Raw genomic sequence first — 26360 nt, 5'->3', positions numbered from 1 at the left:
AGTATGGCCAGCGTAACAATCGACAAGGTCGTCAAGCGCTACGGAAGCGCTGAGGTCATTCACGGCATTGAGGCAACCTTCAACGAGGGCGAATTCGTCGTCCTCGTCGGCCCGTCGGGCTGCGGGAAGTCGACGCTGCTTCGGATGATCGCGGGTCTGGAGGAGATCTCCGGTGGTGAGATATCGATCGGCAGCAAGGTGGTGAACAATCTGCCGCCGAAGAGCCGCGATATCTCGATGGTCTTCCAGAATTATGCGCTCTATCCGCATATGACCGTCGAGGAGAACATGGCGTTTTCCCTGACGTTGGCGGGCGCCAGCAAGGAGGAGAAGCAGAAGAAGGTGCGTGAGGCAGCTGAAATCCTTGGGCTGGTTCCGCTTCTTCAGCGCAAGCCGAAGGCTCTGTCGGGCGGGCAGCGTCAGCGTGTGGCCATGGGTCGCTCGATCGTGCGCAAGCCGCAGGTCTTTCTGTTTGACGAGCCGCTTTCCAATCTCGACGCCAAGCTTCGCGTGCAGATGCGTGGCGAGATCAAGTCGCTGCATCGCCGCCTCGGGACGACGATGATCTATGTCACCCACGATCAGATCGAAGCGATGACCATGGCCGATCGCATTGTCGTCATGCAGGCGGGCAAGATCGAGCAGGTGGGTTCGCCACTCGAGCTTTACGATCGCCCCGCGAATGCCTTCGTGGCGCAGTTCATCGGCTCTCCGGCCATGAACCTGTTTCCGGCAGTCGCCCGGTCGGGCGATCTTGTTCTGCAGACGGGCAAGGGAACAGGGCTGAAAGCGCCCGCCGGCGTCCGTGAGGGACAGACGGTACTGATTGGCAAGCGTCCGGAAGAAATCGCGCTCGTTGCCGAGGGCGAGCTTGGAGCCGTTGTTGAGAATATCGAGCCGACGGGGGCGGAAACCTTCGTTGAGGCGCGCCTCGGCGACCAGCTCGTTTCCGTCGTCTTGCGCGAACGACCGCAATTCGACATTGCGAGCCGGCAATACCTTTCGCTTGCCAAGGGCAGCGTGCATCTCTTCGATCAGGAGACGGGACGCCGGATCGCGTCCCCGTAGATCGCTTATCCAGGGTCGGCGCGCTGAGAGCCTTGCTAGCACTGGCGCGCCGGTCAGTCGGTTGCCTTCAGTCGGGTGCGACCTCGAACACCGCTTCGATCTCGACCGGAATATTGCTCGGCAGCGATCCGGCGCCCATCGCGGTGCGGGCATGCATGCCGCGCTGGCCGAAGACTTCGAAGAACAGGTTGGAGCAGCCGTCGATAACGAAGGGGTGGCGGGTGAAGCCGGGGATTGCGTTGACCATGCCCAGCACCTTCACGACCCTGGTGACCCTATCAAGGCTCCCCAAGCTGGATTTGGCGACCGACAGCAGGTTGATGCCGACCAGCCTGGCGAAATCTTGCGCCTGCTCGGCCGTGTAATCGCTGCCGACGACGCCCGTGTAGGGTTGGCCCGCCCCATGAAGGGGGGCGAGGCCGGAGAGAAAGAGCAGTCCGCCTGCCTGCACGGCGGGAAGGAACCGCGCGACGGGCGCGGGGGGCGGCGGAAGCGTTATGCCGAGCGCGACGAGGCGGTCTTCGATGCTCATCCTACTTCAGATCCGAGAACGAGGTTGCCACGAACAGTTCCGACTGCAGGTTGGTCAGCTTGGCCGAACCGCCCGGCGGCGGCCAGATGCCTTCCTTGCTCGCCTGCGCCCGTGCCGCCACACGCGCTTCGATCGTCTGATAGGGCCAGATGTGCACCATCTTCTGTGGGCCTTCCTCGATCGAGGCCATGTTGGTCAGGAGCGGCGACATCGCGTGCCGGCGCTCGATGATCTTTGCCCAAGCCTCTTCGGTTTCGGCAAGGCCGTTCGGCGCCAGCGTGTAGGTGCGGAATTCGTAGAACGGGCCGTAGGCGCCCGGCGTGATGGGTTTGGCGAAGGACAGCGGCTTGAAAGCCGTGTTCGTCACGCCCGCCAGCGACGCGGCGATGCCATAGGGATCGGCAGTCGTCATCAATCTGGCGCGCTCCTCGGTCAGCGCTTCGATCGTCTCATAGGCAGTCAGGAAGGCGAAACGGTTCAAGGTGCCGAACTCGCAGGCGAAGGCACCAAGCGGCGTGCCGGTGGACGAGAAGTTCGCGTATGTCTCCGGCAATACAGGCATGACGGCGCCGAGTGTATTGGGCAGCAGCGACAAAATCGTTAGGTCATAAATCATTTTCAATCTCGCTCATCCTTGAATGCTGAAAGGCTCTTCCAAAGTCACCTCCAGCTTGGTACGCCAAAGAAATACCATTTGCACGCCAAAAATTTACACGTCGATAGAATGAGGGAGCAGGCGAAATGATCGAGCGAGTATTGAAGGGACGGGTGGTCACGGCATCAGGTATTGTCGAAGATGGCTGGATCGCGATCACCGACGGAACGATCGTCGCCGTTGGAACCGGCGACGCGCCCGAGGCGGCGGAAATACAGGATTTCGGCTCGGCCTGGCTTCTCCCCGGAGCGGTCGACGGGCAGACCCACGCCGGAAGCCAGATCGGCTTCGCCGGCATGGCGCCGACGACCAAGGCCGCCGTCATCGGCGGCGTGACGACGATCGTCGACATGCCCTATGACCATCCGATCCCGGTGACGAAGGCTGTAGTGCTGCGGGAAAAGATCGCCGCGATCGGCGAGCACGCTGTCTGCGACGTCGCTCTCTATGGAACGATCCCCACGAGGCCCGACCTGTCGGACATCCGGGGCCTGATCGATGAGGGCGTCTGCGCGTTCAAGATCTCGTCCTTCGAAGCCCATCCGGACCGTTTCCCGCGGATCGACAATTCCGCCACGCTGGTGCTTCTCAAGGCGCTGGAGGGCACCTGCCTGCCGCTCGGCCTGCACAACGAGGACCAGGAGATCGTCGCGCATGCGACGAAGGCACTGAAAGAGGAGGGTAAGACCGGCGCGGAATATCACAGCCAGAGCCGGCCGCCCGTGGCGGAACTGGCGGCGACGAGCACTTTCTTCGAAGTCGCGGCGTCGACCGAGGCCCATGCCCATATCGTCCATATCTCGGTTCCCGAAGGCTTCGAGATGGCGCGCGCCTATCGCGAGCGCGGCGTCGCGGCCACCGCCGAGATGTGCGTTCACTACCTGCTCTTCGATGCGCAGACCGACATGCCGCGTCTCAAGGGACTCCTGAAGGTCAATCCGCCGATCCGGCCGGGGCAGACGGAGGCGCTCTGGGGTGTTCTGGAGCAAGGATTGTGCAGCTTCGTCTCGTCCGACCACAGCGCCTGGCCGCTCGAGCGAAAGACCAGTGCATCGATCTTCGACGTTGCCGCCGGCATGCCGGGCCTCGAGGCCATGGTGCCCGCTTTCTTCACGGCCGCGGCAAAACGTAAGGATAATGTTCAGGCCGCGATGCTGACCGCTGAGTATCTTGCCGACCGTCCGGCCCGCTTCTTCGGTCTCTCACGCAAAGGGCGCATCGCGCCTGGCTTCGACGCCGATATCGCGGTTCTGTCGCCGGAGGACTTTGTCTACGATGCGACGGCAAATCCCGATGGGCCTGGCTGGAGCGCCTACAACGGCATGACATTCACGGTTCGGCCTTCGGCAACCTTCGTGCGCGGCCGGAAGGTGTGGGACGGCGTTGCCGTCACTGATGCGGCTGGGTACGGGCGGTACGTTCCGCGCCGGAGCTGACGGCACGGGCGTCTATCTCTAGCGCATCGCCCCAGTCAGCCGATCGATGATCGCCAGCTTCACACTTTCGATGTGGTTGGCCATCGCGCTGCGAGCCTTTTCCTGGTCACCGCTGGAAATGGCGTCGAGAAGTGCTGCGTTCTCTTCCACGCCGAACTTGTACTTCGACGGGTTGCGATAGGCGTTGAAGACGTGGGTGCGCCTGCGCAGGTCGCGGATCATGCCCGCCAGCAGCGCGTTGCCCGCCGCATCCGCGATCTCGCCATGCAGCATGTCATCGACGTCCCATATTTCGCTGAGCGTAGGGGCGGGCTTTTGGCCAAGTTCCTGCAATGCCGCGCGGATTTCCTCGACGCGCGCCGGAGGGATGCGACCGGCGGCAAGCCGTGCGGCATCCGATTCCAGCAACTGGCGCACATGCAGCAGCTCAACGAAAGCCTCGGTGGAAAAAGGGCTGACGGTCACGCCGCGTCCCGGCTGCTTGTAGACGAGGCCTTCCGCCTCGAGCCTGCCGAGCACTTCGCGGATCGGCGTACGCGATGCATTCAGCCGGTCGGCCATGCGCCGCTCGACGATGACGTCACCGGGGCGCAACTCCCCCTTGATCAATATCTCGATCAACTGGTCATAGACCTGTTCCGTCAAATTCACACGGTCCGCCGAAAGTGCTGCGGCAAACTGGTCATGGTCAGATTCGGTCATGTAATCCCCCGATCAAAATCCTGCTATCCCCTAGCCCAGCTTGTGCTCCGCTGGAAGACGGCGGGAATAATCTTGGTATCCCATATCTGCTATTTCTCTACATCGATACATTATCATCGCAAAATCCCTTGCAAAACAGCACTTGGCAAACAGGAAAAGCCACGCTACAAATTGGTATACCAATGGCGTGCAAGTTGTCCGCCAAATTGATGGAGAGTGAATATGGCAGTCAACCCCTGGCGCGCGACCAGTATCCAGATGCGCAGTGAACGAGCGACTCAGGCGCCGGACAACCAAGCCGCCAAGGACGTCATGAAGCGAAATCTGGATCGTCTGCTTGGGCTGATCGAGCAAGCCTGCGCATCGAGTGAGAAGCCCGACCTCGTCGTTTTCCCCGAGTTCGCCTTGCAGGGGCCGCCGCTTTCCATGAAGGTTGGTCCGTGGATCGAGAGAGCCTGTTCGACCATTCCCGGTCCGCTGACGGAGCCGCTGCAGGCGCTTGCCAAGCGGGAAGGGATCTTCATCGCCGGCAACATGTTCGAGGCGCCGAGCGAATGGCCGGGCCGCTACTTCAACTCGTCCTTCCTGATCGGCCGTGACGGCGAGATCGTCGTTAACTACCGTCGCGTCAACACGGCGGCGTTTCCCTCCGTTCACGACTTCATGTCCGACTATCTGGACGCGACGCCTGAAGATCAGGTCTTCCCGATCGCCGATACCGAGCTTGGCCGCCTTGCGCTGATCCCCTGCGGCGAGATCAATGTCCCGGAGGTCGCGCGCTGTTACATGATGCAGGGCGCCGAGGTGATCCTGCACCCGACCAATTCCAAGTTCACGACCGGGCAGGAGGCGGCCAAGGTCGCGCGCGCCGCCGAGAACATGTGCTACCTGATCAGCGCCAACGTCGCCGGTCCGATCGGCTTTTCGCCTGACAATTCCATCGTTGGCGGCCGTTCGCACATCCTCGATCATTTCGGCGACACCATCGCCTTCGAGGAGAGCGCGGAGGAAGGCATCGGCGTTTCCGGCATCATCGACATCGAGAAGCTCCGCATCGATCGCCGCACCGATACCGGCACCCACAACCCGCTGCTGCGGGCTCGCTTCGAAATGTACCGCAGCTATTACCAGCAGGCGGCCTTCTACCCGCCGGACCATTTCCGCGACACGCCGATGGCCGATGCCGCCGAGACCAAGACGGCCGTCGAGATCTCACGCACCAATCTGGAGCGCGCCCGCGTTCTCGAACCTCTTTCCGAACGATAAGATCAGGAGACAAGGAATGATCACCGCAGAAGAAAATCAACAGCTCAGCCGCGTTGGCAAGGGCACGCTTATGGGCAACTTCTTCCGTCAGTTCTGGATGCCTGTTTGCATGTCCTCGGAATTGAAGGCCGATGGCGATCCCGTACGCCTGATGATCCTAGGCGAGAAGCTAGTGGCCTTCCGCGACAGCGAGGGCCGGGTAGGGGTATTCGACCATCGATGCCCGCATCGCTGTGCGTCACTGTTCTTCGGCCGCAACGAAATGGGCGGCATTCGCTGTGCCTATCATGGCTGGAAATTCGACGTCACCGGCAAATGTCTCGATCAGCCGAACCTTGAGGACAAGTCGAAATATCCGGCCGGCACGCCGGCGATCGCGTACCGCGTGAAGGAATCCGGTGGTCTCGTCTTCGCCTATATGGGCGAGCGTCAGGAAAATCCGCCGGAGCTGCCCGAGATCGAGGCTATCATGGGCGATGGCGATGACCGCAACATCGCGCTCACGCACCGCGACTGCAACTATATGCAGGCTCTGGAAGGCGATATCGATACCTCGCATCTGGGCTTCCTGCACGTTGGCGGCATTGATGGCGAAAAGCTCGATCTCTCCGATCCGGAAGTGTTCACCGTCACTGAAAAGGCGCCCAAGATTAACGTGACCGTGACCAGTTACGGCACCATGTATTCGGCCCAGCGCAATGCCTATGAAGGCACCGAGCATCACCGCTTTGCCAGCTATCTGTTTCCGATCTGGGTGACCTATCCCGGTGGCGATCTCGAAAATGCCGTAACGGCTAATGCGTGGGTGCCGATCGACGACGAATCAACCATGATCTTCAATATCGACCTGCGTCGTGCCTCGGGCGGCGGCAAGAAGAACTTTAAGTACAAGGATGGCACGCCTGTTGGCGGTCTCGCTCGCCCGCTCGAATACCTGCCCACCACCACCGATTGGAAGGGCCGTTGGCGCCCGGTCAAGGATCGCTCCAACGATTATGGCATCGATCGCGAATGGCAGCGCAATGGCGATAGCTACACCGGCGTCGTCGGCGTGCCGCTGCAGGATCAGATGATCCAGGAATCCATGGGCGCCATCGTCGATCGCGAGATGGAGCACCTTGCCGCCTCCGACCGCATGGTCATCCTCACCCGCCGCGTGATGCTCGATGCGGCCAAGGAATATGCCGCCACGGGCAAACTGCCCGACTTCGTCGACCATCCCGAATATGCCCGCGATGCCCGCGGCGGCGACATCGTTGTGCCCTATGGCACCGACTGGCTCGATGGCTATGAAGAGAAGATGGCCGAGGTCAAGGGCTACAAGCCCAAGATGGCCGCGGCCGAATGAGCGAAGGTCTCACGCTTGGATCCGGCGCAATCGTGCCGGATCTTTCCGCCCAAATTCCAGATTTCGGGGGAGCGGACATGTCCGACGCTCACCATCATGCGCCGGCCCATGCCAAGCCTTTGAGCGTGCGTGTCCACGCCATCCATATGGCGGCACAAACCATCCGCGCCGTTGAGTTCGTCTCCGCCGATGGTTCGCCACTGCCGCCCTTTTCCGCCGGCTCGCACATCAATCTCAAACTGCCCGGCGATCTCAGCCGCTCCTATTCGCTGACCAATGGTCCCGACACGACCGATCGCTACATCATCGCCGTCAACCGCGATGCTGCCAGCCGGGGCGGTTCCGCCTATGTCGTCGAGACGCTGACCGTTGGTGATGTGCTGACAATCGATCCGCCGCACAACACCTTCGCGCTGGTCGATGACGCCGAGCAGAGCGCCTTCTTCGCCGGCGGCATCGGCATCACGCCCATCCTGTCGATGATCCGGCATCTCGAAGCCTTTGGCCGCGCCTGGAAGCTCTTTTACGCCGCGCGCAATCGCCAGAGCGCGGCCTTCCTCGACGAGCTCGAAGCGCTCGAGGCCACAATGCCCGGACGTGTGCATGTCCATTTCGACGATGAGGCCGGCAAGGTCATGCCCTTGCTCAAGCTCGCTGTCGGCATTCCGAAGGCCGCCCATGTCTATTGCTGCGGCCCCAGGAAGATGATCGAGACCTTCAAGGCTTCGGCTGGCTGGCGCCCGGACGACAATGTCCATGTCGAGCATTTCGCCGGCACCAATGCCAGGCCGACGCAGGACTTCACCGTGGTGCTCAAGCGCCGAGGTCTGGAATTCTTCATTCCCGCCGGCCAGTCGATCATGCAGGTGCTGATGGACAATGGCGTTGCCGTTGCTCACTCCTGCGGTGAGGGCGTCTGCGGCACCTGCGAAACGGTCGTTCTCGAAGGCGAGTGCGACCACAAGGACAATGTCCTGTCCTCGCGCGAAAAGGACAGCAACAAGCTCATCATGATCTGCTGCTCCGGCGCCAAGAGCGATCGTCTCGTTCTCGATATTTGATCGAGTAAAATTTGCGTTGAAAGAGTAGCCCGGCGCGTCGCCGGGCTTTCTTCGTTTTGGTGCCTCTCGCGTGAGCATCGGAAACATTGCCGGCAATAAAAATGCCGCCTTCGCAGGCGGCATCTGTCTTGTGATTGGGGGGTAGCTTCAGTGCCGGTCGTCAGCCTCGGCGCTTCTCTTCCACGGGATCGCGATCCTCTCGATGCGTTCCAGAGCGGCGAAGAACAGAACGCCGATCAGTGAGATGATCACCACTGCAGCGAACTGCCGGGCGATATCGAAATTGCCGCCGGCGATCAGGATCAGGTAGCCGAGCCCCTTGTCGGCGCCGATGAACTCGGCGACGATCGCGCCAATGACCGAGAGCGCCGTTGCCAGCTTCAGGCCGGCGAAAATGCTGGGAAGCGCCTGAGGCAGGCGGAATTTCCAGAAAGTCTGCCAGCCGCTGGCGCCCATCGAACGCGAGAGATAGATCATCTCCCGCGATGCCGACTTCAGGCCCATCACCGAATTGATGACGATGGGAAGGAAGGACAACATCACGACGATCACGATCTTCGGCGCCATGCCGTAGCCAAACCAGGTCAACATCAAAGGCGCGATGGCGACCTTCGGAATGGTCTGGCTGGCGACGATCAGCGGATAGATCGCCTTTTCCATGAACCTGGAATAGACGATCATCACCGCGAGCGGCACGCCGACGGCAACGGAACAGAGGAAGCCGAGAAGCACCTCGCTCAGCGTCACCAGCGCGTTCGGAGCGAGGCGATGCCCATAGCTGACGATCTCCTCGAAGATCGCCGACGGGGGCGGCAGGATGAAGGCGGGAACCTCGGCGATACGGACGGCGAGTTCCCAGAGCACGAGAATGGCGGCGAGTGCCCAAAATGCCGGCGGCACGGCCGCAAGCGCGCGCGAAACCAGGTTTTGTCTGTACTCGGTGTGTGTGTCTGCAAGCTGCGCCATGATCAATATTCCTCCCGGAAAACGCCAAGCCCCTTGAAGATCGAAGTCAACTCCCGCGTGTAGGCGGTGAATTTCGGATCTTCGCGCATGGCAAGTCGCCGCGGCCGCGGCAGGTCGATGTCGATGATCCTCTCAATGCGACCCGGGCGCGGCGACATGACGACGACGCGGTCGCTAAGGAAGATCGCCTCCTGGATCGAGTGGGTGATGAAGAAGACCGTCATTTCGTTATCGGCGCACAGGCGTAGCAGATCGATCTGGAGCTGGTCGCGGGTCATAGCATCGAGCGCGCCGAACGGCTCATCCATCAAGAGCAGAGGCGGGCGGTGCAGCAGCGCACGACAGATGGAGACGCGCTGGCGCATGCCGCCCGAAAGCTCCTTCGGATAGGCATCCTCGAAATCCTGCAGGGACACCATCTTGAGCAGCTGCCGCGCCCGCTCTTTGGCCTGCGCCATGTCGGATTTGCGGACTTCGGCCTGCAGGAGGACGTTTTGGAGCGCCGTGCGCCACTCCAATAGCACGTCCTGCTGGAAGACGACGCCCGCGTCGGCATTTGGGCCGTCGATATGCTTGTCGCCGACCATGATGCGGCCGAGTGAGACGGAGGTCAGGCCGGCAAGCAGCATCATCAGCGTGCTCTTGCCGCAGCCACTCGGTCCGAGCACCGAAACGAACTCGCCCTTGTTGATCGATAGTGTCACGTCCTGCAGCGCGTGCACTGTACCTTTCCGGGTCTCGAAGGACTTCGAAACGGCGGAGATGGCGACATGCTTCGATTTGGTCGTTTTGGATGTGGTCTCAGGAATGCTGTGTTGTGATGGAATAGCGTTCATCTCTGCATCTGGGTCTAACCCCATCTCCTATAGGGCCCGCGGGCCGAGAAAATTTGGACGGGCAGGAGTGCCCGTTCAGATCGAGCGAATGGTGCCGCCGTCCACGCGGAGCATGCTGCCGGTGACGTAGCTGGCCGGCATGCCGGCAAGGAATGCGGCGACCGCGCCGAATTCCTCCACGGTGCCGTATCGGCCGGCCGGGATAGTTGCGGCGGATTCGGCGCCGATCTCCTCGACCGCCCGTCCGCTGCGCGCGGCCTGTGCGGCGTCGAGCGATTTGGTTCTGGCGGTTGCGATGCGCCCGGGCAGCAGCATGTTCACGGTCACGCCATCCTTTGCCACTTCGCCGGCGAGCGTTTTCATGAAGCCGACGAGGGTCGAACGGAGCGCGTTCGAGATCGGAAGGTGCGGGATCGGTTGAACGACGCCGCTTGAGGCGATGGTGATAACCCGGCCCCATTGTTGCGCGCGCATCGAGGCGACGAGATCGAGCGTCAGCGACAGAACCGGGCGGATCATCGCGTCGAACTGGCTTGAAACGACATCGACATCGACGGCGGAGGGCGGACCGGGAGGTGGGCCGCCGGTGTTGTTGACGAGGATGTCGACCGCGGCGTTTGCCTGCGCGGCCTCGCTGATCCTGCGAGCTGCATCCGGATCGGAAAGGTCGGCGACCGCAAGGTGGCAATTAGTTTGTTGGTCGTGCGGAAGGCTCCGGCGTGCTGCTTCCAGCCGCTCTAGCGAGCGACCGCTCAATGTGACTGTCGCACCCTCGGAGAGAAGCGCCTTGGCAACGGCGAACCCCAGCCCCTGGCTGGCGCCGAGCACCAAGGCGTGCTTGTTGTTTAGTCCGAGATCCATGTGGAATTCCATGCCTCAAGGCATCAGGATGAGATGAGGGTGGCGCCGCGCGCCACCCGGCCATGTCAGTTGGCAGGCAAATAGGACCCATCATAGATTTTGGCAGGCGTCAGGCCGGGCGCCATGCCGCTGTATTTTTCGAGCAAGGAGATCGTCAGGGTCACGTCCTCTGGGGCGATCCAGCCGTAGGGCTTGCCTTCCGATGCCTTGGTGTGCTCGTACTTCGGCATGTTCGCGATTTCCGCCTTGATGCCTTCTTCCTTGGAGTCGGGACGGGCATCCATCAGGATTTTCAGGGCGCCATCCGGATCGGCAGCGGCTGCGGCCTTGCCCTTCTGCAGGGCGGCGAGGAAGTTGCGGACCGTATCGCCGTGCTTTGCCAGATAGTCCTTGCGGACGATGACGCTGGAACCGAGGATGTTCACGCCGTAGTCGGCAAACAGCATCGGCGGCTCGATTGCGGATCTCTCGGCGACCTTATCGCCATCCGGGTTGGCCCAGCCATTGATGAAGTCGACGTCACCCTTCAGCAGCGCGACCCTGTCGCCGTTTCCGTTGATCATGATCACCTTGACCTTATTCATGTCGACGCCGTTCGCCTCGGCAAAGGCCTTGATCATGCCGTCTTCGAAGTTGCCGGCATCGGTGCCGAGACGCTTGCCTTCGATATCCTTCGGCGTAGTGATCCCGGAGCCCTTGAGGCTTATGACGGATGTCGGGTCCTTCTGAAGAAGCCCAGCCACCGCAATCAGCGTGTCGGCGCCGGAACCCTGTTGGGCCTGCGCCAGCGCGCCGAGACCGGCGATGCCTATTTCGAAGTCGCCGCTACCCACCGCTTGAATGGTGCCGGTGCTGCCGTTGCCGTCAACGATATCGACATCCAGGCCCTTCTCGCTGAAATAGCCTTTTGCCGCTGCGACGAACATCGGCGCATCGACACCACCCGCGACCCAGGCGAGGCGGACGCGCACCTTCTCACTTTCCGCCGCGGATGCCTGTCCTGCGAACGAGGCACAGAGCAGTGTCAATCCCAAGAGCGGCACGGCCAGGCGCTTCATTTTCTTCCTCATTTTGATCCCCATTTTTATGTTGGCATTCAGATGGTATGCCAGAGGAATATCGAGTGTCAATGTTGTATTGTTGCAATATTGAGCAGTGGCATTTTGTGGTGATTTTCTGGGCAAGGCAACGCCAAAAAGGATCGCATTCGATGAATTGGCGACCGATCGGTTTTCAGTTGCAGCGGGTGCCGCGAGACGGCGCGAAGCTCAAATCGCACTATAATAATTAGCATTTCGGCAGGTGCGTCCGGCCGTCCGGTTGCACCTGCCTCGCGCAGATTATGCTTCGATTTCGCGGATGATCCGTGCTGCAGTCAGGTTCGAAAGTGCTTTTTCCTGAACGGGATACAGCTCGGAATAGGTCTCGAACGCCTTCTTGTCCAAGGCGTCGGCGGGATAAGCCTCAGCCGTAGCGAAGTAATCGCGATACATCTCCCAACGCGTGCGGAGCAGGGCGTTGCTCATATTGGTGTCGCGCCGGGCGGCCTGGAGCGCCGCGATATCGATGATGGCGGTGGCCGAAAGGCTCTCGGCGTCCGATCTCTCGAAGGCGGCATAGTTGCCGTTGAAGTCTACGATCTGCGAATGCCCGCCTCGTTCCGCGTCCGAGAAGCCGATCTGTCCGGAAACGTTGGTGCTGATGAGATAGCACATGTTTTCGGCAGCGCGGCAGATCTTGGCGGCGTCCGCGCGCGCGTTCGCGGGTTCGTTCGAGGGATGAAGCAGAACCTCGGCGCCGCGCATCATGAAGACGCGCGAAAGTTCGGGCACGGCAACCTCGCCGCAAGGGAAGATCGCCAGCCGTCCGAGTTCGGTATCGACGACGGGGAAGATCCCGTCTTCGCCATAGGCTTCGCGATACTGGCTCAGGATATCGTGCGGCGAGGTCCAGCTCGCCGTGTTGATGCGCCGATAGCGCAGGATGATCTCGCCCTTCGGGTCGAGCACGAAGGAGGAGTTGAAATAGCGGTCGGGCCAGCGCGGATCGACCTCGAAATGGTTGCCGGCGATATAGATGTCATGTTTGCGGGCGATATCCGCGAGACGCTCGGTGATAGGCCCCGGGATCGTGGTGCATGCGCGCTCGATCCACTCGCTGACTGGCGTTGCGCGCGGTGGGCCTTGGAACACGAACTCGGGCAGGACGACGAGCTTTGGTGGCTCGGTGCTGCTACAGGCCGCCTCGATCAGGCGGATTGCCTCGCCGAGATTTTCCTCGATGATCTGCCACGCTTCCTCACGCGTCTTCGTGTTGCTGGCGATCTTGCTGTCCATCTGGATGCACGTCGCCCTCCAAGGCTTGACCGACATTGAAATCTCCTTAGTCAGTTGCGGTGCTCCAATGGAATACCAATGGGACACAATCGTCAATATGGCTCTGTCGTTCTCTCGTTTTTCGTCGCGGAGGAATTTCATTGTTCTAGGGTTGGTTATGGTATAGCGACGGTCGACCAAGATAGGATAACGACGTAATGTTTGCCAATAATGATCCGGCTGAGCCGAAGCTGCCGCTTTCAACGGAAAACGAGCCCAGCTTGAGCGAGTTCGCCTACGGGCAGATTCTCGATCTCATTCTGTCAGGACGACTGCAGGCCGGTGCCGTCCTGCAAGAGCGGCGGCTTGCGGATATATTGTCGATCTCGCGAACACCCGTGCGCGAGGCGCTCGGACGGCTCGAGACGGAAGCGCTTGCCATGCGCAGCCAGGGCCGAATGCTCATCGTCGCCGATGTAAGCGTCGAGACCTACATGAATCTGCTGGATATGCGACGCATCCTCGAAGTCGAAGCGGCCGCGCGCGCCACCGGCCAACTGGCCGCCGAGGACGCGGAGAAGGTGCGCGAGGCGATCCGATGGCTGCTGCAGCTTCCCAAGATCGCGCCGGCCGACCACTGGTCCGTTGATGACCTCGTGCACGGCACGATTGCTGAAGCGGCAGGCAACCCGATGGTCGCCGCGGCGATCCGCGACCTCAGGCGTCGCACCCATATCTTCAATACGGCGCGCATGCCGCATCGTCTGCAGCCCGGCGGCGGCGAGCACGTGGCGCTGATCGATGCCGTTGCCGGTAGTGATCCTGATTTGTCGAGGCGGCTGATGGGCGAACACCTCGACAATGTTCGCAACGCCATCATCGATTTCATCCTCGGCCGCCGGCGCGGCTGAGCCTTCGCTTAGCGGGTCAGCTCGGCGAGCCGCCGTTCCTGCCTGACGATCAGGCGTTCGACCTCCGCGATGGCCGTCGTGGACAGTGGAGCGCCGGGCCGCCGTTGGGCGGCGCTGCGAATGGCACCGCGTCGCGCAAGAACGTATTTGCGCGCGCCAAGGCCGATGCCCGGCTGCTGCTCGTAGCGAACCAAAGACAGATAGGCGTCGAATATATCCTGGGCGCGGTCCATCTCACCGCTGGCTGCCAGCGAGCAAACCTCGACCATCATCTCGGGATAGCCGAAGCCGGTCATCGCGCCATCGGCGCCGCGCGCCATTTCCTCGGGCAGGAAGATGCCGCCGTTGCCGCAGAGGATAGAGACCCGCCGACGGCCTTTTGCTTCGGCATCGCGGAGCGCGCTGATCTTTGCGAGCCCCGGCCAGTCCTCATGCTTCACCATGACGATGCTCGGGCAGGTCTCGATGATCCGGCCAAGGGTATGATTGCTGATCGACACGCCGGTCGAAAGCGGAAAGTCCTGCAACACGACGGGCACATCGGGGCCCAGCGTTTCAACGACCTGCTGATAATAGCCAAGGATTTGCTCGTTGGTCTTCAGGCTGCCGGGTGGCGCCACCATGACGCCCGCCCCGCCCATGTCCATCACCGCCTTGGTCAGCTCGCTGATCGCGGCCAGTCCCGGAGCCGAAACGCCGACGACCACGGGCTTGCCGGCGGCGCGCGCCAACGTCTGTCTCGTCACGTCCAGTGCCTCGGCATGCGTCAGTTTAGGCGCTTCGCCCATCATGCCCAGGATGGTCAGCCCGTCGGCGCCTGCTTCGAAATAAAAATCGGTGACGCGGTCGATGCTGACGGTATCGATCGCACCATTCTCCTCGAACGGAGTGACTGCGATGACGTAGACGCCTTTGCTGTCGGCGTGGATGAGTGGCATTGGCTCGTCCCTTAAGTGGCTGGGGATGCGTCCTATTTTTATTGGGACACATCGCCTAATGTTACTGGGAATGAAAATCGCTCAAGGGAGTTGTGCGATCTCGATTTTGGTATACCGTGGATATGCCAATCGCATAGGGTGAATCGAAATGTCAACAATCCTTATTTCAGGCGCCAACCGCGGGATCGGTTTCGAGCTTGCCAGTCAATTCGCCGCCGATGGCTGGACGGTGCTTGGCACCGCGCGAGACCCGTCCCAGGCCCTTGAGCTCTCGCGGCTCCCCCGCGCCGAAGTGCTTGCGCTCGATGTAACGCAACCGGCCTCGATCGAAGCGCTTAGCGAGACGCTCGGCGGCAGGCCGATCGACGTTTTGATCGCCAATGCCGGCATCGCGGTCAATCTGGCGGCGAAACCCGCGGAGATCACCGAGGCCGATTTCCTGCAGGTGGTCGAGACCAACACCTTCGGCCCGCTGGTGCTGGCCGCCGCCCTCAAGCCGAACCTGATGGCGGGAAAGCTGAAGATCGCCACCGCCATGTCCAGCTTGATGAGCTCGATCGGCGCCAACGACTGGGGAACCCAATATACCTATCGCGCGTCGAAGACCGGCCTGAATGCCGTCTGGTCGGCACTCGCGAGGGAATGGAAAAAGGATGGCATCACCTGCACCCTGCTGCGGCCCGGTCTGGTCGCGACCCGGATGACGAACTTCAACGGGATCGCCGTGGAAACAAGCGTGGCCGGCATGAAGAGGGTCGTCGAAGGCCTGACGGCAGACGATTCCGGCCGGATCATTGGCTATGACGGCACTGATGTGCCCTGGTAGAAATAGGATATCGAAGCAATGCCAACCATATTGATTACCGGGGCGGATCGCGCATTTTCTCTGGCGCTCGCACACCGATACGCAACGCTCGGCTGGCAGGTCATCGCCGCCGGCAGCACCACGATCGACGCCCACCTCAAGGAGAGGTTCGGCGATTTGGTCGAGTGCGTCCAATACGATCCGCTCGATGAGAGCTCCGCTGAAAGGCTGGCGGAATGGCTCGGCGGACGCGCCATCGATATGCTCTTCCTCGACGAGGGTATTCCCGACACGGACGACCGTCCGCCGGAGGCGATCGGCGCCGAACATTGGCGGCCGATCATGCTTGCCAATACCTTCGCGCCGCTTCATCTCGCAGGCTTGCTGGAAACCAACCTCAGAAACGGAGGGCACAAGATTCTCGCGGCGATATCGAGCCACAAGGCATCGATCGGCGACTACGATGGCGCGCACGGCTTTGCCTATCGTGCATCGAAAGCGGCGCTGAACCAGATGTGGCGCAACCTCTCGGTCGAATGGCGCCCGTGGGGCTGCATCTGCCTGCTTCTGTCGCCGGATGGGGTCGTCGACGGCGCTGATACGGACAGCGCCGCGGCGGGTGTCCAATCCTTCATCGAGACGGCCAAATCCGGCCATAGCGGCACGCACCACACCTATGACGGGCGACAGATTTCTTGGTAAGGCAGCTGGAGAAGCTTGGTGGTAGCTCGCGCTTCCTCACATCGCGTCATCAATCACCCAGCCTACTCGAAGGCTCTCTCGCTATGGTGCCAAACATCTCTCTTGGTTGGGAGAACTCGACTGTATAGGTCTCCTTGCCATCAGGCTGTTCGCAACCAAATCTCGTTCTCTCGCAGGCTGCACAAACTTCAGGATCAACCGTCGGCAGGCGGCCACGGGCTTGCGTACGATGTCGGACCTCCGGGGCAGTCCTCGCCGTAAAATTTACCGTAACGTACTTTCATCGATTTCTCATTGAGTGAAACATGAGCCCGGACAGCAAGGTTCTGAGAGTGATCCTTGCCACTGCGTGAACGAGCAATTTTGCAGGGCCCTCATGCCATCGAACTCATTCGATCAGCTGATGCCATCGGGACTTGCCCTGCCGCCCGGCCAGGTCAAGGAGGAATTGGATCGTATTCTTGATAGTCCGGACTTCAAGTCGACGACACGCCGCCGGAAGCTTCTCAGATATCTCGTCGAGGAGTCGCTGGCCGGTCGCGACAAGGGGTTCAAGGGCTATACGATCGCCACGATCGTGTTCGGACGCGATGAAAGCTTCGATCCTCAAAGCGACCCGGTGGTCCGGCTCGAGGCGCGGCGGCTGCGTCATGATCTCAACAGCTACTACGTCTCCGCCGGCCGCAACAGTCCGCTGCGGATAACCATCCCGAAAGGGCAATACGCGCCTGTCATGGAGTGGTTCGACAGCCCGAGTTTGCCCGACGGTTCGATCGCTCATCTCGAAGCGGTCAACAGGCCGGGCCCCGATACGGCGCCCGCCCCCGTCCCCGGGAACGTCCTGGGAAAAGGGCGTTTCGCAGGTCGCTCTCTCCTTTTTTTGATGGTCACGCTCTTGGTCGCGGCCGTGACCATCACCGCTGCGGTTCTTGACCGAAACGCGGCGACGCAGATCCATGGCCCAGCGCTGGCTGTTCTTCCTTTCAAGACGTCCGACGTGTCGCAGCCGGTACTTGGTGAAGGTTTCTCCGACGAGGTGCTGGCGAGGTTGAGCCGTTTTCCCGATATCCGTCTCTATCTCCCGCAGAGCGCCTTGGAGCCGACGGTAGATCCCGTCGAGGTGGGACGGCGGTTGGGGCTGACGTATGTGGTTGACGGCCTCGTTCAGTCCGTCGCGGGCTCCGACAGCGTCCGCGTGACCGTTCGTCTCACGGAGGTTTCGACGCGGCGGCTTGTCTGGATCGGGAAGTATGAACGGCCATATGCCAGCGGCGCCTTTCTCGCCATGCAGGATGACATAGCGACGTCGATCGCGGCCGCCTTGGGGAAGACGCAAGGAGACATGCGATCCCGCTAGTGCCTATTCCAATCGATGGAGCGCTCCAGTAACTCCTCGATTTCCAATTCGATCTCCTCGCTCAACCGGCGGAAATCGTCAGCCTTGCGCTCGTCTGCGATCCAGCGTTCCAGCGCGCATCGCGCGGTCGCGTAGTCCTCACACAGGCTGCGGAATTCGGGCGCACGGGCATAGAGGCGACGAATGCTCAGCTCGTGAGCTGGAAACCGGCTGATAATCGCTGACAATTCCTCCATGGCTACCATTTCCGCATAGGAACTCTGTTGCGATTATTGCGCGCGCGGGCCGCGGCGGTAGGTGCGCACATGTACGAACATGTTCACGGCTTGCCGCGCAGTGGACCGGTAACTAGCTTACCGGAGACAGAGCTGACCGGGCAGCAGCGGAGGAACAAAAGTGGCGGCACGTGAGGATATTCTTGACCTGGGCAAGCGTGTCGGACAGTCGATCATCGGCCAGGATACGATGGTTGAGCGGCTGCTGCTTGGTCTGCTCGCCAATGGCCATCTGCTCGTCGAAGGCCTGCCCGGCCTTGCAAAGACCAGAGCCATCAAAAGCCTGGCGAAGAACCTGGATTCGGAATTGTCGCGTGTGCAGTTCACTCCCGATCTCTTGCCTGCCGACATCACCGGTTCCGAAATCTATTTTTCCGAGGGCGGGAAGGGTGAATTCAAGTTTCAGCAGGGGCCGATCTTCGCGAACCTGATCCTCGCCGATGAGATCAACCGCGCGCCCGCCAAGGTGCAGTCCGCGCTGCTTGAAGCGATGGAAGAGCGGCAGGTGACCGTCGGTGGGAAAAGCTATCCTCTTCCCGATCTCTTCATGGTGATGGCGACGCAGAACCCAATCGAGCAGGAGGGCACATACCCCCTTCCCGAAGCGCAGCTCGACCGCTTCCTCATGCATGTCGAGGTCGGCTATCCCGACGAGACGTCGGAAGGGGCGATCATGCGTCTCAACCGTGACGAAGAAAACGCTTCTCACGAGAAGAATCCGCATCCGACGATCGCGCGGCTCAACCCCCAATCGATCTTCGATGCGCGCAAGGAGATCGGTACGGTCACCGTCTCCGAGCCTGTCGAAAAATACATCGTCTCTCTCGTGATCGCCACGCGCTACCCGGATCGCTACGACAAGGATCTTGCCAAGCAGCTGCAGGTCGGCGTCAGCCCGCGAGGAGTGATCGGGCTCGATAAGGTGTCGCGTGCCTACGCTTGGCTGCAGGGACGCGACTATGTGACTCCTGACGACGTCAAGGCGGTGGCGCACGACGTCTTCCGACATCGCCTCATTCTGTCCTACGAGGCGCATGCTTCCAACACCACGGCCGACCAGGTCATCGATCGTATCATCGAGCTGGTGGCCGTCTCATGAGTGGGGAGCGGGACCGCGAGGTTGGCGTCCATGTGACGACACAGCAGCTGGTCGCGCTCGAGGGGCGCGCGCGAGACCTTACATTTGTCCAGAAGGCGCGCAGTCACCAGCAGCTGGCCGGGCGCATGCAATCGGCCATGCGAGGCCGCGGTCTCGTCTTCGAGGAGCTGCGCGAATACCTTCCCGGCGACGATGTACGGTCGATCGACTGGCGTGTTACGGCCCGCACCAGCAGGCCTGTCGTCAGGGTTTACGACGAGGAGAAGGAGCGCCCCGCCATTCTCGTCGTCGATCAGCGTATCAACATGTTCTTCGGAAGCCGGCTGGCAATGAAATCGGTCGCGGCGGCGCAGGCCGCGATGTTGACGGCCTGGCGCATTCTGGGTTCCGGCGATCGCGTCGGCGGTTTTGTCTTCGACGACCAGACCATCAGCGACGTGAAGCCGCATCGCAGCCGAAATGCCGTGATCGCTTTCGCCGACAGGATCGCCAGCCTGAACGGCCGACTGAATGCGACCTACGCGGTTCCCCCGTCGCCGGCTGCGCTCGATGAGGTGCTGCACCGGGTGGCCGAAATTGCCCAGCATGATTTTCTTGTCGTGGTGGTCAGCGACTTCGACGGCCACAGCGAGACGACGCGCCAGCTGCTGCTGCAGCTCTCCTCGCGAAACGACGTGGTCTGTCTGCTTGTCTACGATCCCTTCCTGCTCGACTTGCCGTCCACCGGTGATATCGTTGTCAGCGGTGGAACGCTGCAGGCCGAGTTGCCGCTGGGCCAGCCGGCGGTGCGACGGTCCATCGACACGTTCGCCAAGGACCGTGGCGACGAACTTCGCGCCTGGCAGCGTCAGCTTGGGTTGCCGATGCTGCCGATCTCCGCGGCCGAGGAGGTCGCGCCTCAATTGCGCAGCCTGCTGGAGCAATCCGCCTGGCGGCAACGGAGGCGGTGATGGAAGAGGAGGCCCGACCGGATCCGATCACCGAGGCTGCCCTTCGCTCTCTCAAGGACATCGCAGTCCCGCAGCCCGTCTCCTGGATGCCGCAGACCTGGGGGTGGCTCGTTCTGGCGCTGATCCTGCTGGCGGCAATCCTGCTCTGGGGGTTGCTTTTCTACAGGCGCTGGCGCCGCAACGCATATCGTCGCGAGGCGCTGCGGCTTCTCGACGAGATCGCGGGCGATTTCCGAAACAGCCAGTCGCGCGCTGGAGCAAGCGCGCGGCTCGGGGAATTGCTCAAGCGAACGGCGCTCGCAGCCTGGCCACGCAAGACGATCGCGGCAGTGTCGGGCAATGAATGGGTCGGGTTTCTGAGCTCTCATGGCGAGATCGGCGACGCCTTGAAACGCTATCTCAACGATCTCGAATATCGCGGCGGCGCGATACCGGGCGCCGATGCCACGGATGATCTCCTGCGTGATGCGCGTCTCTGGATCGAGAGGCATCATGTATCAGCTTGATGTGCCATGGGCGCTGCTGCTTCTGCCTCTTCCGCTGCTGGTCTGGTGGCTGGTGCCTGCGCATCGCGAGACATCGGCGTCGGTCCGGCTGGCCTTCTTCGATCAGGTCGCCCGCGCCGCCGGCGTCGAGCCCACGGTTGGCTCGGTGGTGCCTAGGCGGTCCTGGGTGCAGGTCGTCGTCGATGTTCTCATCTGGTGCCTCATCGTCGCCGCCCTGGCGCGCCCGCAATATGTGGAACCGCCATTGGAGAAGACCGAGCCGCAGCGCGACATTCTTCTGGCACTCGACCTCTCGCAGTCGATGGATACCCGCGATTTCGTGGCACCCGACGGAGCATCGAAGGCGCGTGTCGATGCAGTGAGGACCGTCGTCGCAGACTTTGTCGCCAAGCGCCCCGGCGATCGTATCGGCCTGATTGCGTTCGGCGATGCTCCTTACCCTCTGGCGCCGTTCACGATGGACCATGCGCTGGTCGAGACACTGGTCGAGGGGCTGCTTCCCGGCATCGCCGGGCCGCGAACGGCGTTGGGTGATACGCTCGGTCTCGGCATTCGCATGTTCGAAAAGACCACGGTGCCCGAGAAGGTGATGATCCTTCTGACCGATGGTAACGACACGGCAAGCAAGATGCCGCCGCTCAAGGCGGCTGATATCGCCAGGACCAAGGGTATCCTCATCCACGCCGTCGGCATCGGCAATCCGGCCGCGACCGGCGAGGACAAGCTTGACACAGCGTCCCTGCAGAAGATCGCCGAAACCACCGGCGGGCGCTATTTCTTCGGCGGCGACCAGAAGCAGCTGCAGGATATCTATGACGAACTCGACCGGATCACGCCACAGGATCAGAAGCAGCTTTCCTGGCGGCCTCGCATAGAGCTCTTCCACTGGCCCCTTGGCGCAGCCGTGGCACTCGCCGTCGCATGGTACGGATTAACAGGCATGCTTGGCCTTATCCGCAGGAGGGCCAGCGCGTGATTTCGGACTTTCACTTCCTTCGTCCAGTGTGGCTCCTTGCTCTTGTCGTGCCGCCCATCATCATCTGGATGGCATCGCGGGCGGGGGATACTCGCAACCGCTGGAAAGGATTGATCGCGCCGCATTTGCTCGACAGCCTGATCGTTCAGCCGGATCTCAGGCATCGCTATGCGCCCGCCTGGGTTCTCGCCGCGCTGCTTGCGCTCGCGACGCTTGGCGTCGCCGGGCCGACCTGGAAACGCGAGGCGCCGCCGTTCGTCGCCGACACCGCCTCGCTCGTGATTGCTGTCGATCTTTCTCCCACGATGGATGCGATCGACATTTCTCCAAGTCGGATCGAGCGGGCCAAGCTGAAGATCGATGATCTGCTTGCGGCGCGCAACGGCGCGCGCACCGCGGTGGTTGCCTATTCCGGAACCGCCCATCTCGTCGTGCCGCTCACCGACGATGCGGAACTGATCGAGACCTATACCGATGCACTGGCAACCGCCATCATGCCGAAGCCGGGCAAGGACACCGTGGCCGCGCTGAAGCTGGCCGACGACCTCTTGAAACGGGATGGAACGTCGGGGACGATCGCGCTTCTGACGGATGGCATCGAATCGGCCGCCGCGGCGGGTGCCAAGCAGATCGGCAGCGCCATCGTCGTTCTCGGTATCGGCACGTCGGAGGGTGGCGTGGTGAAGCAGGCCGACGGTAGCTTTCTCGACAGTGCCGGCGGCGCTCGGCTGACGGCCAAACTCGATGTCGATGCCCTGAAAAAGTTCGGCAGCGATACCCGCGCGGATGTCGCGACCATCACCCAGGATGACGCCGATATTCAATGGCTGGCACAGCGTGTCCGAACCAATTTCGTCCAGCAGACGGCGACCCAGGGCGACCGCTGGCACGACCTCGGCTGGTGGCTGATCGCCCCTACGGCGCTGTTGTCGGCGCTGTCATTCCGGCGCGGCTGGCTCGTCAGGTTGTCCGTCGTCTTTCTAGCCATTCATGTCCTCTCGCCGACATCGGCTTCTGCCTTCGATTTCGCCGGCATGTGGCTGACGCCGGACCAGCAGGGGCGCCAAGCCTACCAGAAGGGCGACTACCCGACGGCTGCCGACCATTTTCGCGATCCGATGTGGAAAGGTACTGCGCTCTATCGCGCCGCCCGCTACCAGGATGCGCTCGACGCCTTTGCGTCCGTCGACACGCCGGAGAGCTGGTACAACCAGGGAAACGCGTTGCTGCATCTGGGCAAGCTCGAGGAGGCGGTCGCTGCCTATACAAAGGCATTGGAGCAGCGGACGGACTGGTCCGACGCCACAGCGAACCTGACGATCGCCCAACAGCTGCTGAAGCAACAACAGGATGCGGAGCAGGAGCAGGAACAGGACCCCAACCAGAAACCCGACAGCATCCAGTTCGACGACAAGGGAAAGAAGGGCAAGGCCGGCGAAATGGCGGTTGCCGAGCAGACTTCCGAGATGTGGATGAAGAACATCCAGGTCAGTCCCGCTGATCTCATGGCCAGGAAATTCGCGATCGAGGCAGGAGGAGCGCAGCCGTGAGAAAGGCAATCCTCTTCGCCGCTTTGCTTTCCGTCCCCTCATTCGCACATGGCGCCGAACCTTTCGCTCGGGCGACCGTGGAGGGGACAGGCGTTATCGTTGCCGGCCAGCAAGTCCTTGTCGATGTGGATGTTTACGTCCCGGACTTTTTCACGTCGCCGCCGCAGTTTCCGCTTTTCGATCTTCCCAATGCCCTGGTCACGCTTCCGGACGAGCGCTCGCAGAACCTCACCGAAACGATCGACGGCGTGCAATATACCGGCATCCGCAAGACATATGCGATCGTGCCGCAGGTCTCCGGCGCCTACACATTGCCGGCGTTTGGCATCGAGTTCGGCCGCACCTCCGACGGCAAGCAGACGAAGGTGACGGTGAACGCGCCGGCAGTGTCCTTCAATGTCGAGGCGGTGGCGGGAGAGGAGAAGCAGGTCACGTTCGCGGCAAGCAATCTTGTGGTCGAGCAGTCGTTCGATCCTGACGCTCGCTCCATGAAGGTCGGGGATGCGCTGACGAGAACGATATCGATCACCGCGCAAGATACCCAGGCGATGATGATGCCGCCGCTGGACCCGGGAAACGCAGACGGCCTTCACCGATATGAGAATGCACCCGCCATCCAGGATGGTATCGCCCTTGGCCGCAACACGGCCAGCCGGCGAACCGAAACATTTGTCTATACCGCCGAGAGGGAAGGGGCGTTCGTCTTGCCGGAGGTCTCCTATAGCTGGTTCGACGTGGCAAGCCACGAGAACAAATCCGCCTCATTGCCCGCGATGACGATCAACGTATCGGCTGCCTTGAGCCCCGCCGCCGAAATCAAGCCCGTGCTTGAGGATGCGCCCCGCGCGCTGCCCTATGTCCAGCGCCAGAAAGCCGCGGTCGCGATCGTGCTTTTTCTTGCGGTCTCAGGGCTGCTCTGGATCGGCTACCGGGCCTTGCCGACGATCAGGTCCCGGATCGATCGTGCTCGCGAGAGACGCCGCTCGTCCTATAGCCATCGTCTGAAGGGGCTACGAAAGACGATCCTGACCGCACCTGAAATGGAGGTCTACAACGCCCTTCAGCAATGGAGCCGCCACCTGGGGTTCCGCACGCTCGAGATGTGGGCGCGGGCAGGTTCCGACGTGTTGTCATCCCAAGTGGAGACGCTTTCGCGAAAGCTCTTCAAACAGGAAGGCGGCAATTTCGATCGCAAGGCTCTGGCGTCCGCCGTCGATGTCAGGAAAACGGCTGGGGTCGTCAATCAGCGCAGTCTTCCGCCACTGAACCCGGAACACGGCTACAGTACGAACGGTACGAACCTCTCGCGCGGTATCTAAAGCGACGCTACGGTCCGGGCTGTCAGGTCTGCACGGGTCTCTGTGGTGAACAAGAGCTGACACCGATCACACGTAACGCATGACCTACACGTCGCAATGTGTCGGAGTTCTACGCTCGATTTAACGCAACGTCCTTTTGCGGATGCGAGAAGTCGCGCTGTCTATCCTGGCACGGTTCCAATCGAGGAGACTACCAGATGGATAATACCGAAAGTGGCAACCGCGATTCCCAATCGGCATCCGTGAGCCGCCGCAACCTTCTGCTTGGCGGAAGTTCTCTTGCCGTAACCGCTCTGGCGGCTGCCTCCATGGGGAACACTGCCAGCGCTCAAGCACAACGGGCCGCCCAGCCGCAGTCGGGGACGGCAGGCAAGAAGCCGAATATCCTCGTCATCTTCGGCGACGATATCGGCATCCCGCAGATCAGTGCCTACACGATGGGGCTGATGGGCTATCGCACGCCCAACATCGATCGTATCGCCAGGGAGGGCGCGATCTTCACGGACTCTTACGGCCAGCAGAGCTGCACGGCCGGACGCGCCTCCTTCATTCTCGGCCAGGAACCGTTCCGCACTGGCCTCTTGACCATCGGCATGCCGGGCGATCCGCACGGGATCCAGGACTGGATGCCGACGATCGCCGACGTCATGAAGACCCAAGGCTACGCTACGGGCCAGTTCGGCAAGAACCATCTCGGCGATCAGGACCAGCACCTGCCGACGAAGCATGGCTTCGACGAGTTCTTCGGCAACCTCTATCACCTCAATGCGGAAGAAGAGCCGGAAGGCTACTTCTATCCCAAGGATCCGGCCTTCCGCCGACAGTTCGGGCCGCGCGGCGTGATCAAGGCCAGCGCGGACGGAAAGATCGAAGATACCGGCGCGCTCAATACCAAGCGCATGGAGACGGTGGACGAGGAGTTCCTGAGCGCCGCCAAGGACTTCATCGGCCGACAGGCGAAAGCCGACAAGCCTTTCTTCGTCTGGTTCAATTCGACACGCATGCATGTCTTCACGCATCTGAAAGCGGACTCGATGGGCAAAACCGGCAAGGGTATCCATGCCGACGGCATGGTGGAGCATGACGGCCATGTCGGGCAGCTTCTCGACCAGTTGGACGAACTCGGCATCGCTGACAACACCATTGTCCTCTACACCACCGACAACGGCGCCGAGCTTGCGCTATGGCCGGATGGCGCGATGACGCCGTTCCACGGTGAAAAAGGTACGACATGGGAAGGTGGTTTCCGCATTCCGATGATGGTGCGCTGGCCGGGCGTCGTCCAGCCCGGAACCGAGGTCAACGATATCGTCACCCTCATGGACTGGATGCCGACATTCGCAAGCGCTGCAGGCATCGCCAACATCAAGGAAGAGATGAAGGCTGGGTTCACCTCGGGAACCAAGACCTTCAAGGTGCACCTCGACGGCTATGACCTCGCCCCCATGCTGAAGGGCGAAGTGAAGACCGGGCCGCGTGACGCGGTCTACTACTTCGACCAGGGCGGCAATCTCAACGCCATCCGCTGGAACGACTGGAAGCTCAGCTTCGCGATCAACAGCGAGGGCAACATCGCCACGGCGACACGCGAGGTTCCAGCCTGGGCCAACATCGCCAATCTGCGCATGGACCCCTATGAACGCGGCCTGCACGAAGGCGGCGGCGCCATCGAGTTCCTCGCCCGCAACATGTGGCTCCTGGTGCCGGTGCAGGCGAAGATCAAGGACTTCTTCTCCGACTTCACCGAGTATCCCTATCAGGAAGGCAGCAGCCTGAACGCAAGCAACATCAACTACGGCCTGCTGCGTCAGCAGGCGGCCCTGAAACGGCTCAACGAGCTCGAGCGGCTCGCACCACAGTAACATCAGACGCTGCAAGACGCAGGGAGCTCACCGGCTCCCTGCGTCTCACCCTTCTCAGCAATGA

At 61.5% G+C, this 26360-nt stretch carries 26 protein-coding genes; 16 read left to right on the top strand and 10 right to left on the bottom strand.

The genetic code is table 11. The features are described from left to right. Positions 1–3 precede the first annotated feature (3 nt). Positions 4–1068, top strand: a complete 1065-nt coding sequence (locus J5286_RS10155; RefSeq protein WP_209190227.1) for an ABC transporter ATP-binding protein — start codon at positions 4–6, stop codon at positions 1066–1068. Between the two features lie 67 nt (positions 1069–1135). On the opposite strand, the gene J5286_RS10150 is transcribed toward J5286_RS10155, so the two are convergent. Together J5286_RS10150 and J5286_RS10145 are read right to left on the bottom strand one after the other, a co-directional pair. Beyond that, positions 1136–1600, bottom strand: coding sequence for a RidA family protein (locus J5286_RS10150; RefSeq protein WP_209190226.1), 465 nt, complete (start codon positions 1598–1600; stop codon positions 1136–1138). Position 1601: 1 nt separating this feature from the next. Next, positions 1602–2216, bottom strand: coding sequence for an NIPSNAP family protein (locus tag J5286_RS10145; RefSeq protein WP_209190225.1), 615 nt, complete (start codon positions 2214–2216; stop codon positions 1602–1604). Between the two features lie 125 nt (positions 2217–2341). Here J5286_RS10145 and J5286_RS10140 point away from each other — a divergent pair, with 125 nt between their 5' ends. Beyond that, positions 2342–3691 carry a dihydroorotase gene (locus tag J5286_RS10140; RefSeq protein WP_209190224.1) on the top strand — a complete coding sequence of 450 codons (1350 nt, stop codon included), beginning with the start codon at positions 2342–2344 and terminating at the stop codon, positions 3689–3691. Positions 3692–3709: 18 nt separating this feature from the next. Here J5286_RS10140 and J5286_RS10135 read toward each other — a convergent pair whose 3' ends face one another. Further along, positions 3710–4393: a GntR family transcriptional regulator gene (locus J5286_RS10135; RefSeq protein ID WP_209190223.1), complete on the bottom strand. Its 684-nt coding sequence runs from the start codon at positions 4391–4393 to the stop codon at positions 3710–3712. 222 nt (positions 4394–4615) lie between these two features. On the opposite strand from J5286_RS10135, the gene J5286_RS10130 reads away from it, so the two are divergent. The 3 genes from J5286_RS10130 (at position 4616) to J5286_RS10120 (ending at position 8068) form a co-directional block, all read left to right on the top strand. Then, positions 4616–5659: a nitrilase-related carbon-nitrogen hydrolase gene (locus J5286_RS10130; protein WP_209190222.1), complete on the top strand. Its 1044-nt coding sequence runs from the start codon at positions 4616–4618 to the stop codon at positions 5657–5659. A gap of 16 nt (positions 5660–5675) precedes the next feature. After that, on the top strand, positions 5676–7007 hold the full coding sequence (locus J5286_RS10125; RefSeq protein WP_209190221.1) for a Rieske 2Fe-2S domain-containing protein: 1332 nt from the start codon (positions 5676–5678) through the stop codon (positions 7005–7007). Positions 7008–7084: 77 nt separating this feature from the next. Continuing rightward, entirely contained in the window at positions 7085–8068 is a 984-nt protein-coding gene (locus tag J5286_RS10120) for a PDR/VanB family oxidoreductase (protein WP_209190220.1), read from the top strand. A 147-nt stretch (positions 8069–8215) separates the two neighbouring features. Here J5286_RS10120 and J5286_RS10115 read toward each other — a convergent pair whose 3' ends face one another. From J5286_RS10115 to J5286_RS10095, 5 genes are all read right to left on the bottom strand, one after another. Beyond that, positions 8216–9034: an ABC transporter permease gene (locus tag J5286_RS10115; RefSeq protein WP_209190219.1), complete on the bottom strand. Its 819-nt coding sequence runs from the start codon at positions 9032–9034 to the stop codon at positions 8216–8218. A gap of 2 nt (positions 9035–9036) precedes the next feature. Further along, entirely contained in the window at positions 9037–9870 is an 834-nt protein-coding gene (locus J5286_RS10110; protein ID WP_209190218.1) for an ABC transporter ATP-binding protein, read from the bottom strand. A 75-nt stretch (positions 9871–9945) separates the two neighbouring features. Beyond that, positions 9946–10731 carry an SDR family NAD(P)-dependent oxidoreductase gene (locus tag J5286_RS10105; protein WP_209190217.1) on the bottom strand — a complete coding sequence of 262 codons (786 nt, stop codon included), beginning with the start codon at positions 10729–10731 and terminating at the stop codon, positions 9946–9948. Between the two features lie 65 nt (positions 10732–10796). Continuing rightward, positions 10797–11801: an ABC transporter substrate-binding protein gene (locus J5286_RS10100; RefSeq protein WP_209190216.1), complete on the bottom strand. Its 1005-nt coding sequence runs from the start codon at positions 11799–11801 to the stop codon at positions 10797–10799. 270 nt (positions 11802–12071) lie between these two features. Beyond that, the gene (locus J5286_RS10095) at positions 12072–13103 is read right to left on the bottom strand and encodes a nitrilase-related carbon-nitrogen hydrolase (RefSeq protein WP_209190215.1); all 1032 of its coding nucleotides are present in this window, start codon (positions 13101–13103) and stop codon (positions 12072–12074) included. Between the two features lie 161 nt (positions 13104–13264). Here J5286_RS10095 and J5286_RS10090 point away from each other — a divergent pair, with 161 nt between their 5' ends. After that, positions 13265–13957: a GntR family transcriptional regulator gene (locus tag J5286_RS10090; protein ID WP_209190214.1), complete on the top strand. Its 693-nt coding sequence runs from the start codon at positions 13265–13267 to the stop codon at positions 13955–13957. A gap of 8 nt (positions 13958–13965) precedes the next feature. Here J5286_RS10090 and J5286_RS10085 read toward each other — a convergent pair whose 3' ends face one another. After that, the gene (locus J5286_RS10085) at positions 13966–14895 is read right to left on the bottom strand and encodes a dihydrodipicolinate synthase family protein (protein ID WP_209190213.1); all 930 of its coding nucleotides are present in this window, start codon (positions 14893–14895) and stop codon (positions 13966–13968) included. A 148-nt stretch (positions 14896–15043) separates the two neighbouring features. On the opposite strand from J5286_RS10085, the gene J5286_RS10080 reads away from it, so the two are divergent. From J5286_RS10080 to J5286_RS10070, 3 genes are all read left to right on the top strand, one after another. Beyond that, complete coding sequence (locus tag J5286_RS10080; protein ID WP_209190212.1) at positions 15044–15721, top strand: SDR family oxidoreductase; 678 nt, start codon at positions 15044–15046, stop codon at positions 15719–15721. 18 nt (positions 15722–15739) lie between these two features. Beyond that, on the top strand, positions 15740–16402 hold the full coding sequence (locus J5286_RS10075) for an SDR family NAD(P)-dependent oxidoreductase (RefSeq protein WP_209190211.1): 663 nt from the start codon (positions 15740–15742) through the stop codon (positions 16400–16402). A gap of 376 nt (positions 16403–16778) precedes the next feature. Continuing rightward, entirely contained in the window at positions 16779–17759 is a 981-nt protein-coding gene (locus J5286_RS10070) for a hypothetical protein (protein ID WP_209190210.1), read from the top strand. On the opposite strand, the gene J5286_RS10065 is transcribed toward J5286_RS10070, so the two are convergent. After that, on the bottom strand, positions 17756–17995 hold the full coding sequence (locus J5286_RS10065) for a hypothetical protein (protein ID WP_209190209.1): 240 nt from the start codon (positions 17993–17995) through the stop codon (positions 17756–17758). The genes J5286_RS10070 and J5286_RS10065 overlap by 4 nt on opposite strands. Positions 17996–18155: 160 nt before the next feature. Between J5286_RS10065 and J5286_RS10060 the strand changes: the two genes are divergently transcribed. From J5286_RS10060 to J5286_RS10030, 7 genes are all read left to right on the top strand, one after another. Further along, positions 18156–19133: an AAA family ATPase gene (locus tag J5286_RS10060; RefSeq protein ID WP_209190208.1), complete on the top strand. Its 978-nt coding sequence runs from the start codon at positions 18156–18158 to the stop codon at positions 19131–19133. Further along, positions 19130–20083 (top strand): DUF58 domain-containing protein, encoded by a 954-nt coding sequence (locus J5286_RS10055; RefSeq protein WP_209190207.1) that lies wholly within the window; start codon positions 19130–19132, stop codon positions 20081–20083. The genes J5286_RS10060 and J5286_RS10055 overlap by 4 nt, the downstream gene beginning before the upstream one ends. Then, positions 20083–20589, top strand: coding sequence for a DUF4381 domain-containing protein (locus J5286_RS10050; protein ID WP_209190206.1), 507 nt, complete (start codon positions 20083–20085; stop codon positions 20587–20589). Before J5286_RS10055 ends, J5286_RS10050 begins: the two co-directional genes overlap by 1 nt. After that, positions 20576–21565 carry a vWA domain-containing protein gene (locus J5286_RS10045; RefSeq protein WP_209190205.1) on the top strand — a complete coding sequence of 330 codons (990 nt, stop codon included), beginning with the start codon at positions 20576–20578 and terminating at the stop codon, positions 21563–21565. Before J5286_RS10050 ends, J5286_RS10045 begins: the two co-directional genes overlap by 14 nt. Continuing rightward, the gene (locus J5286_RS10040; RefSeq protein WP_209190204.1) at positions 21562–23115 is read left to right on the top strand and encodes a VWA domain-containing protein; all 1554 of its coding nucleotides are present in this window, start codon (positions 21562–21564) and stop codon (positions 23113–23115) included. Before J5286_RS10045 ends, J5286_RS10040 begins: the two co-directional genes overlap by 4 nt. Next, positions 23112–24434 (top strand): BatD family protein, encoded by a 1323-nt coding sequence (locus tag J5286_RS10035; protein ID WP_209190203.1) that lies wholly within the window; start codon positions 23112–23114, stop codon positions 24432–24434. Before J5286_RS10040 ends, J5286_RS10035 begins: the two co-directional genes overlap by 4 nt. 197 nt (positions 24435–24631) lie before the next feature. Then, entirely contained in the window at positions 24632–26296 is a 1665-nt protein-coding gene (locus J5286_RS10030) for an arylsulfatase (RefSeq protein ID WP_209190202.1), read from the top strand. Positions 26297–26360 lie beyond the last annotated feature (64 nt).

The organism is Rhizobium sp. 16-488-2b (assembly GCF_017741815.1).
Taxonomy (GTDB): Bacteria; Pseudomonadota; Alphaproteobacteria; order Rhizobiales; family Rhizobiaceae; genus Rhizobium.
The sequence above is the reverse complement of the archived record's forward strand: the minus strand, read 5'-3'. Positions and strand labels throughout refer to the sequence as shown.

Excerpts from the sequence above, each read along its gene's own strand:
- J5286_RS10155 (WP_209190227.1), top strand. The coding sequence starts at position 4 with ATGGCCAGCGTAACAATCGACAAGGTCGTCAAGCGCTACGGAAGCGCT.
- J5286_RS10150 (WP_209190226.1), bottom strand. The coding sequence starts at position 1,600 with ATGAGCATCGAAGACCGCCTCGTCGCGCTCGGCATAACGCTTCCGCCG.
- J5286_RS10145 (WP_209190225.1), bottom strand. The coding sequence starts at position 2,216 with ATGATTTATGACCTAACGATTTTGTCGCTGCTGCCCAATACACTCGGC.
- J5286_RS10140 (WP_209190224.1), top strand. The coding sequence starts at position 2,342 with ATGATCGAGCGAGTATTGAAGGGACGGGTGGTCACGGCATCAGGTATT.
- J5286_RS10135 (WP_209190223.1), bottom strand. The coding sequence starts at position 4,393 with ATGACCGAATCTGACCATGACCAGTTTGCCGCAGCACTTTCGGCGGAC.
- J5286_RS10130 (WP_209190222.1), top strand. The coding sequence starts at position 4,616 with ATGGCAGTCAACCCCTGGCGCGCGACCAGTATCCAGATGCGCAGTGAA.
- J5286_RS10125 (WP_209190221.1), top strand. The coding sequence starts at position 5,676 with ATGATCACCGCAGAAGAAAATCAACAGCTCAGCCGCGTTGGCAAGGGC.
- J5286_RS10120 (WP_209190220.1), top strand. The coding sequence starts at position 7,085 with ATGTCCGACGCTCACCATCATGCGCCGGCCCATGCCAAGCCTTTGAGC.
- J5286_RS10115 (WP_209190219.1), bottom strand. The coding sequence starts at position 9,034 with ATGGCGCAGCTTGCAGACACACACACCGAGTACAGACAAAACCTGGTT.
- J5286_RS10110 (WP_209190218.1), bottom strand. The coding sequence starts at position 9,870 with ATGAACGCTATTCCATCACAACACAGCATTCCTGAGACCACATCCAAA.
- J5286_RS10105 (WP_209190217.1), bottom strand. The coding sequence starts at position 10,731 with ATGGATCTCGGACTAAACAACAAGCACGCCTTGGTGCTCGGCGCCAGC.
- J5286_RS10100 (WP_209190216.1), bottom strand. The coding sequence starts at position 11,801 with ATGAGGAAGAAAATGAAGCGCCTGGCCGTGCCGCTCTTGGGATTGACA.
- J5286_RS10095 (WP_209190215.1), bottom strand. The coding sequence starts at position 13,103 with ATGTCGGTCAAGCCTTGGAGGGCGACGTGCATCCAGATGGACAGCAAG.
- J5286_RS10090 (WP_209190214.1), top strand. The coding sequence starts at position 13,265 with ATGTTTGCCAATAATGATCCGGCTGAGCCGAAGCTGCCGCTTTCAACG.
- J5286_RS10085 (WP_209190213.1), bottom strand. The coding sequence starts at position 14,895 with ATGCCACTCATCCACGCCGACAGCAAAGGCGTCTACGTCATCGCAGTC.
- J5286_RS10080 (WP_209190212.1), top strand. The coding sequence starts at position 15,044 with ATGTCAACAATCCTTATTTCAGGCGCCAACCGCGGGATCGGTTTCGAG.
- J5286_RS10075 (WP_209190211.1), top strand. The coding sequence starts at position 15,740 with ATGCCAACCATATTGATTACCGGGGCGGATCGCGCATTTTCTCTGGCG.
- J5286_RS10070 (WP_209190210.1), top strand. The coding sequence starts at position 16,779 with ATGCCATCGAACTCATTCGATCAGCTGATGCCATCGGGACTTGCCCTG.
- J5286_RS10065 (WP_209190209.1), bottom strand. The coding sequence starts at position 17,995 with ATGGAGGAATTGTCAGCGATTATCAGCCGGTTTCCAGCTCACGAGCTG.
- J5286_RS10055 (WP_209190207.1), top strand. The coding sequence starts at position 19,130 with ATGAGTGGGGAGCGGGACCGCGAGGTTGGCGTCCATGTGACGACACAG.
- J5286_RS10050 (WP_209190206.1), top strand. The coding sequence starts at position 20,083 with ATGGAAGAGGAGGCCCGACCGGATCCGATCACCGAGGCTGCCCTTCGC.
- J5286_RS10045 (WP_209190205.1), top strand. The coding sequence starts at position 20,576 with ATGTATCAGCTTGATGTGCCATGGGCGCTGCTGCTTCTGCCTCTTCCG.
- J5286_RS10030 (WP_209190202.1), top strand. The coding sequence starts at position 24,632 with ATGGATAATACCGAAAGTGGCAACCGCGATTCCCAATCGGCATCCGTG.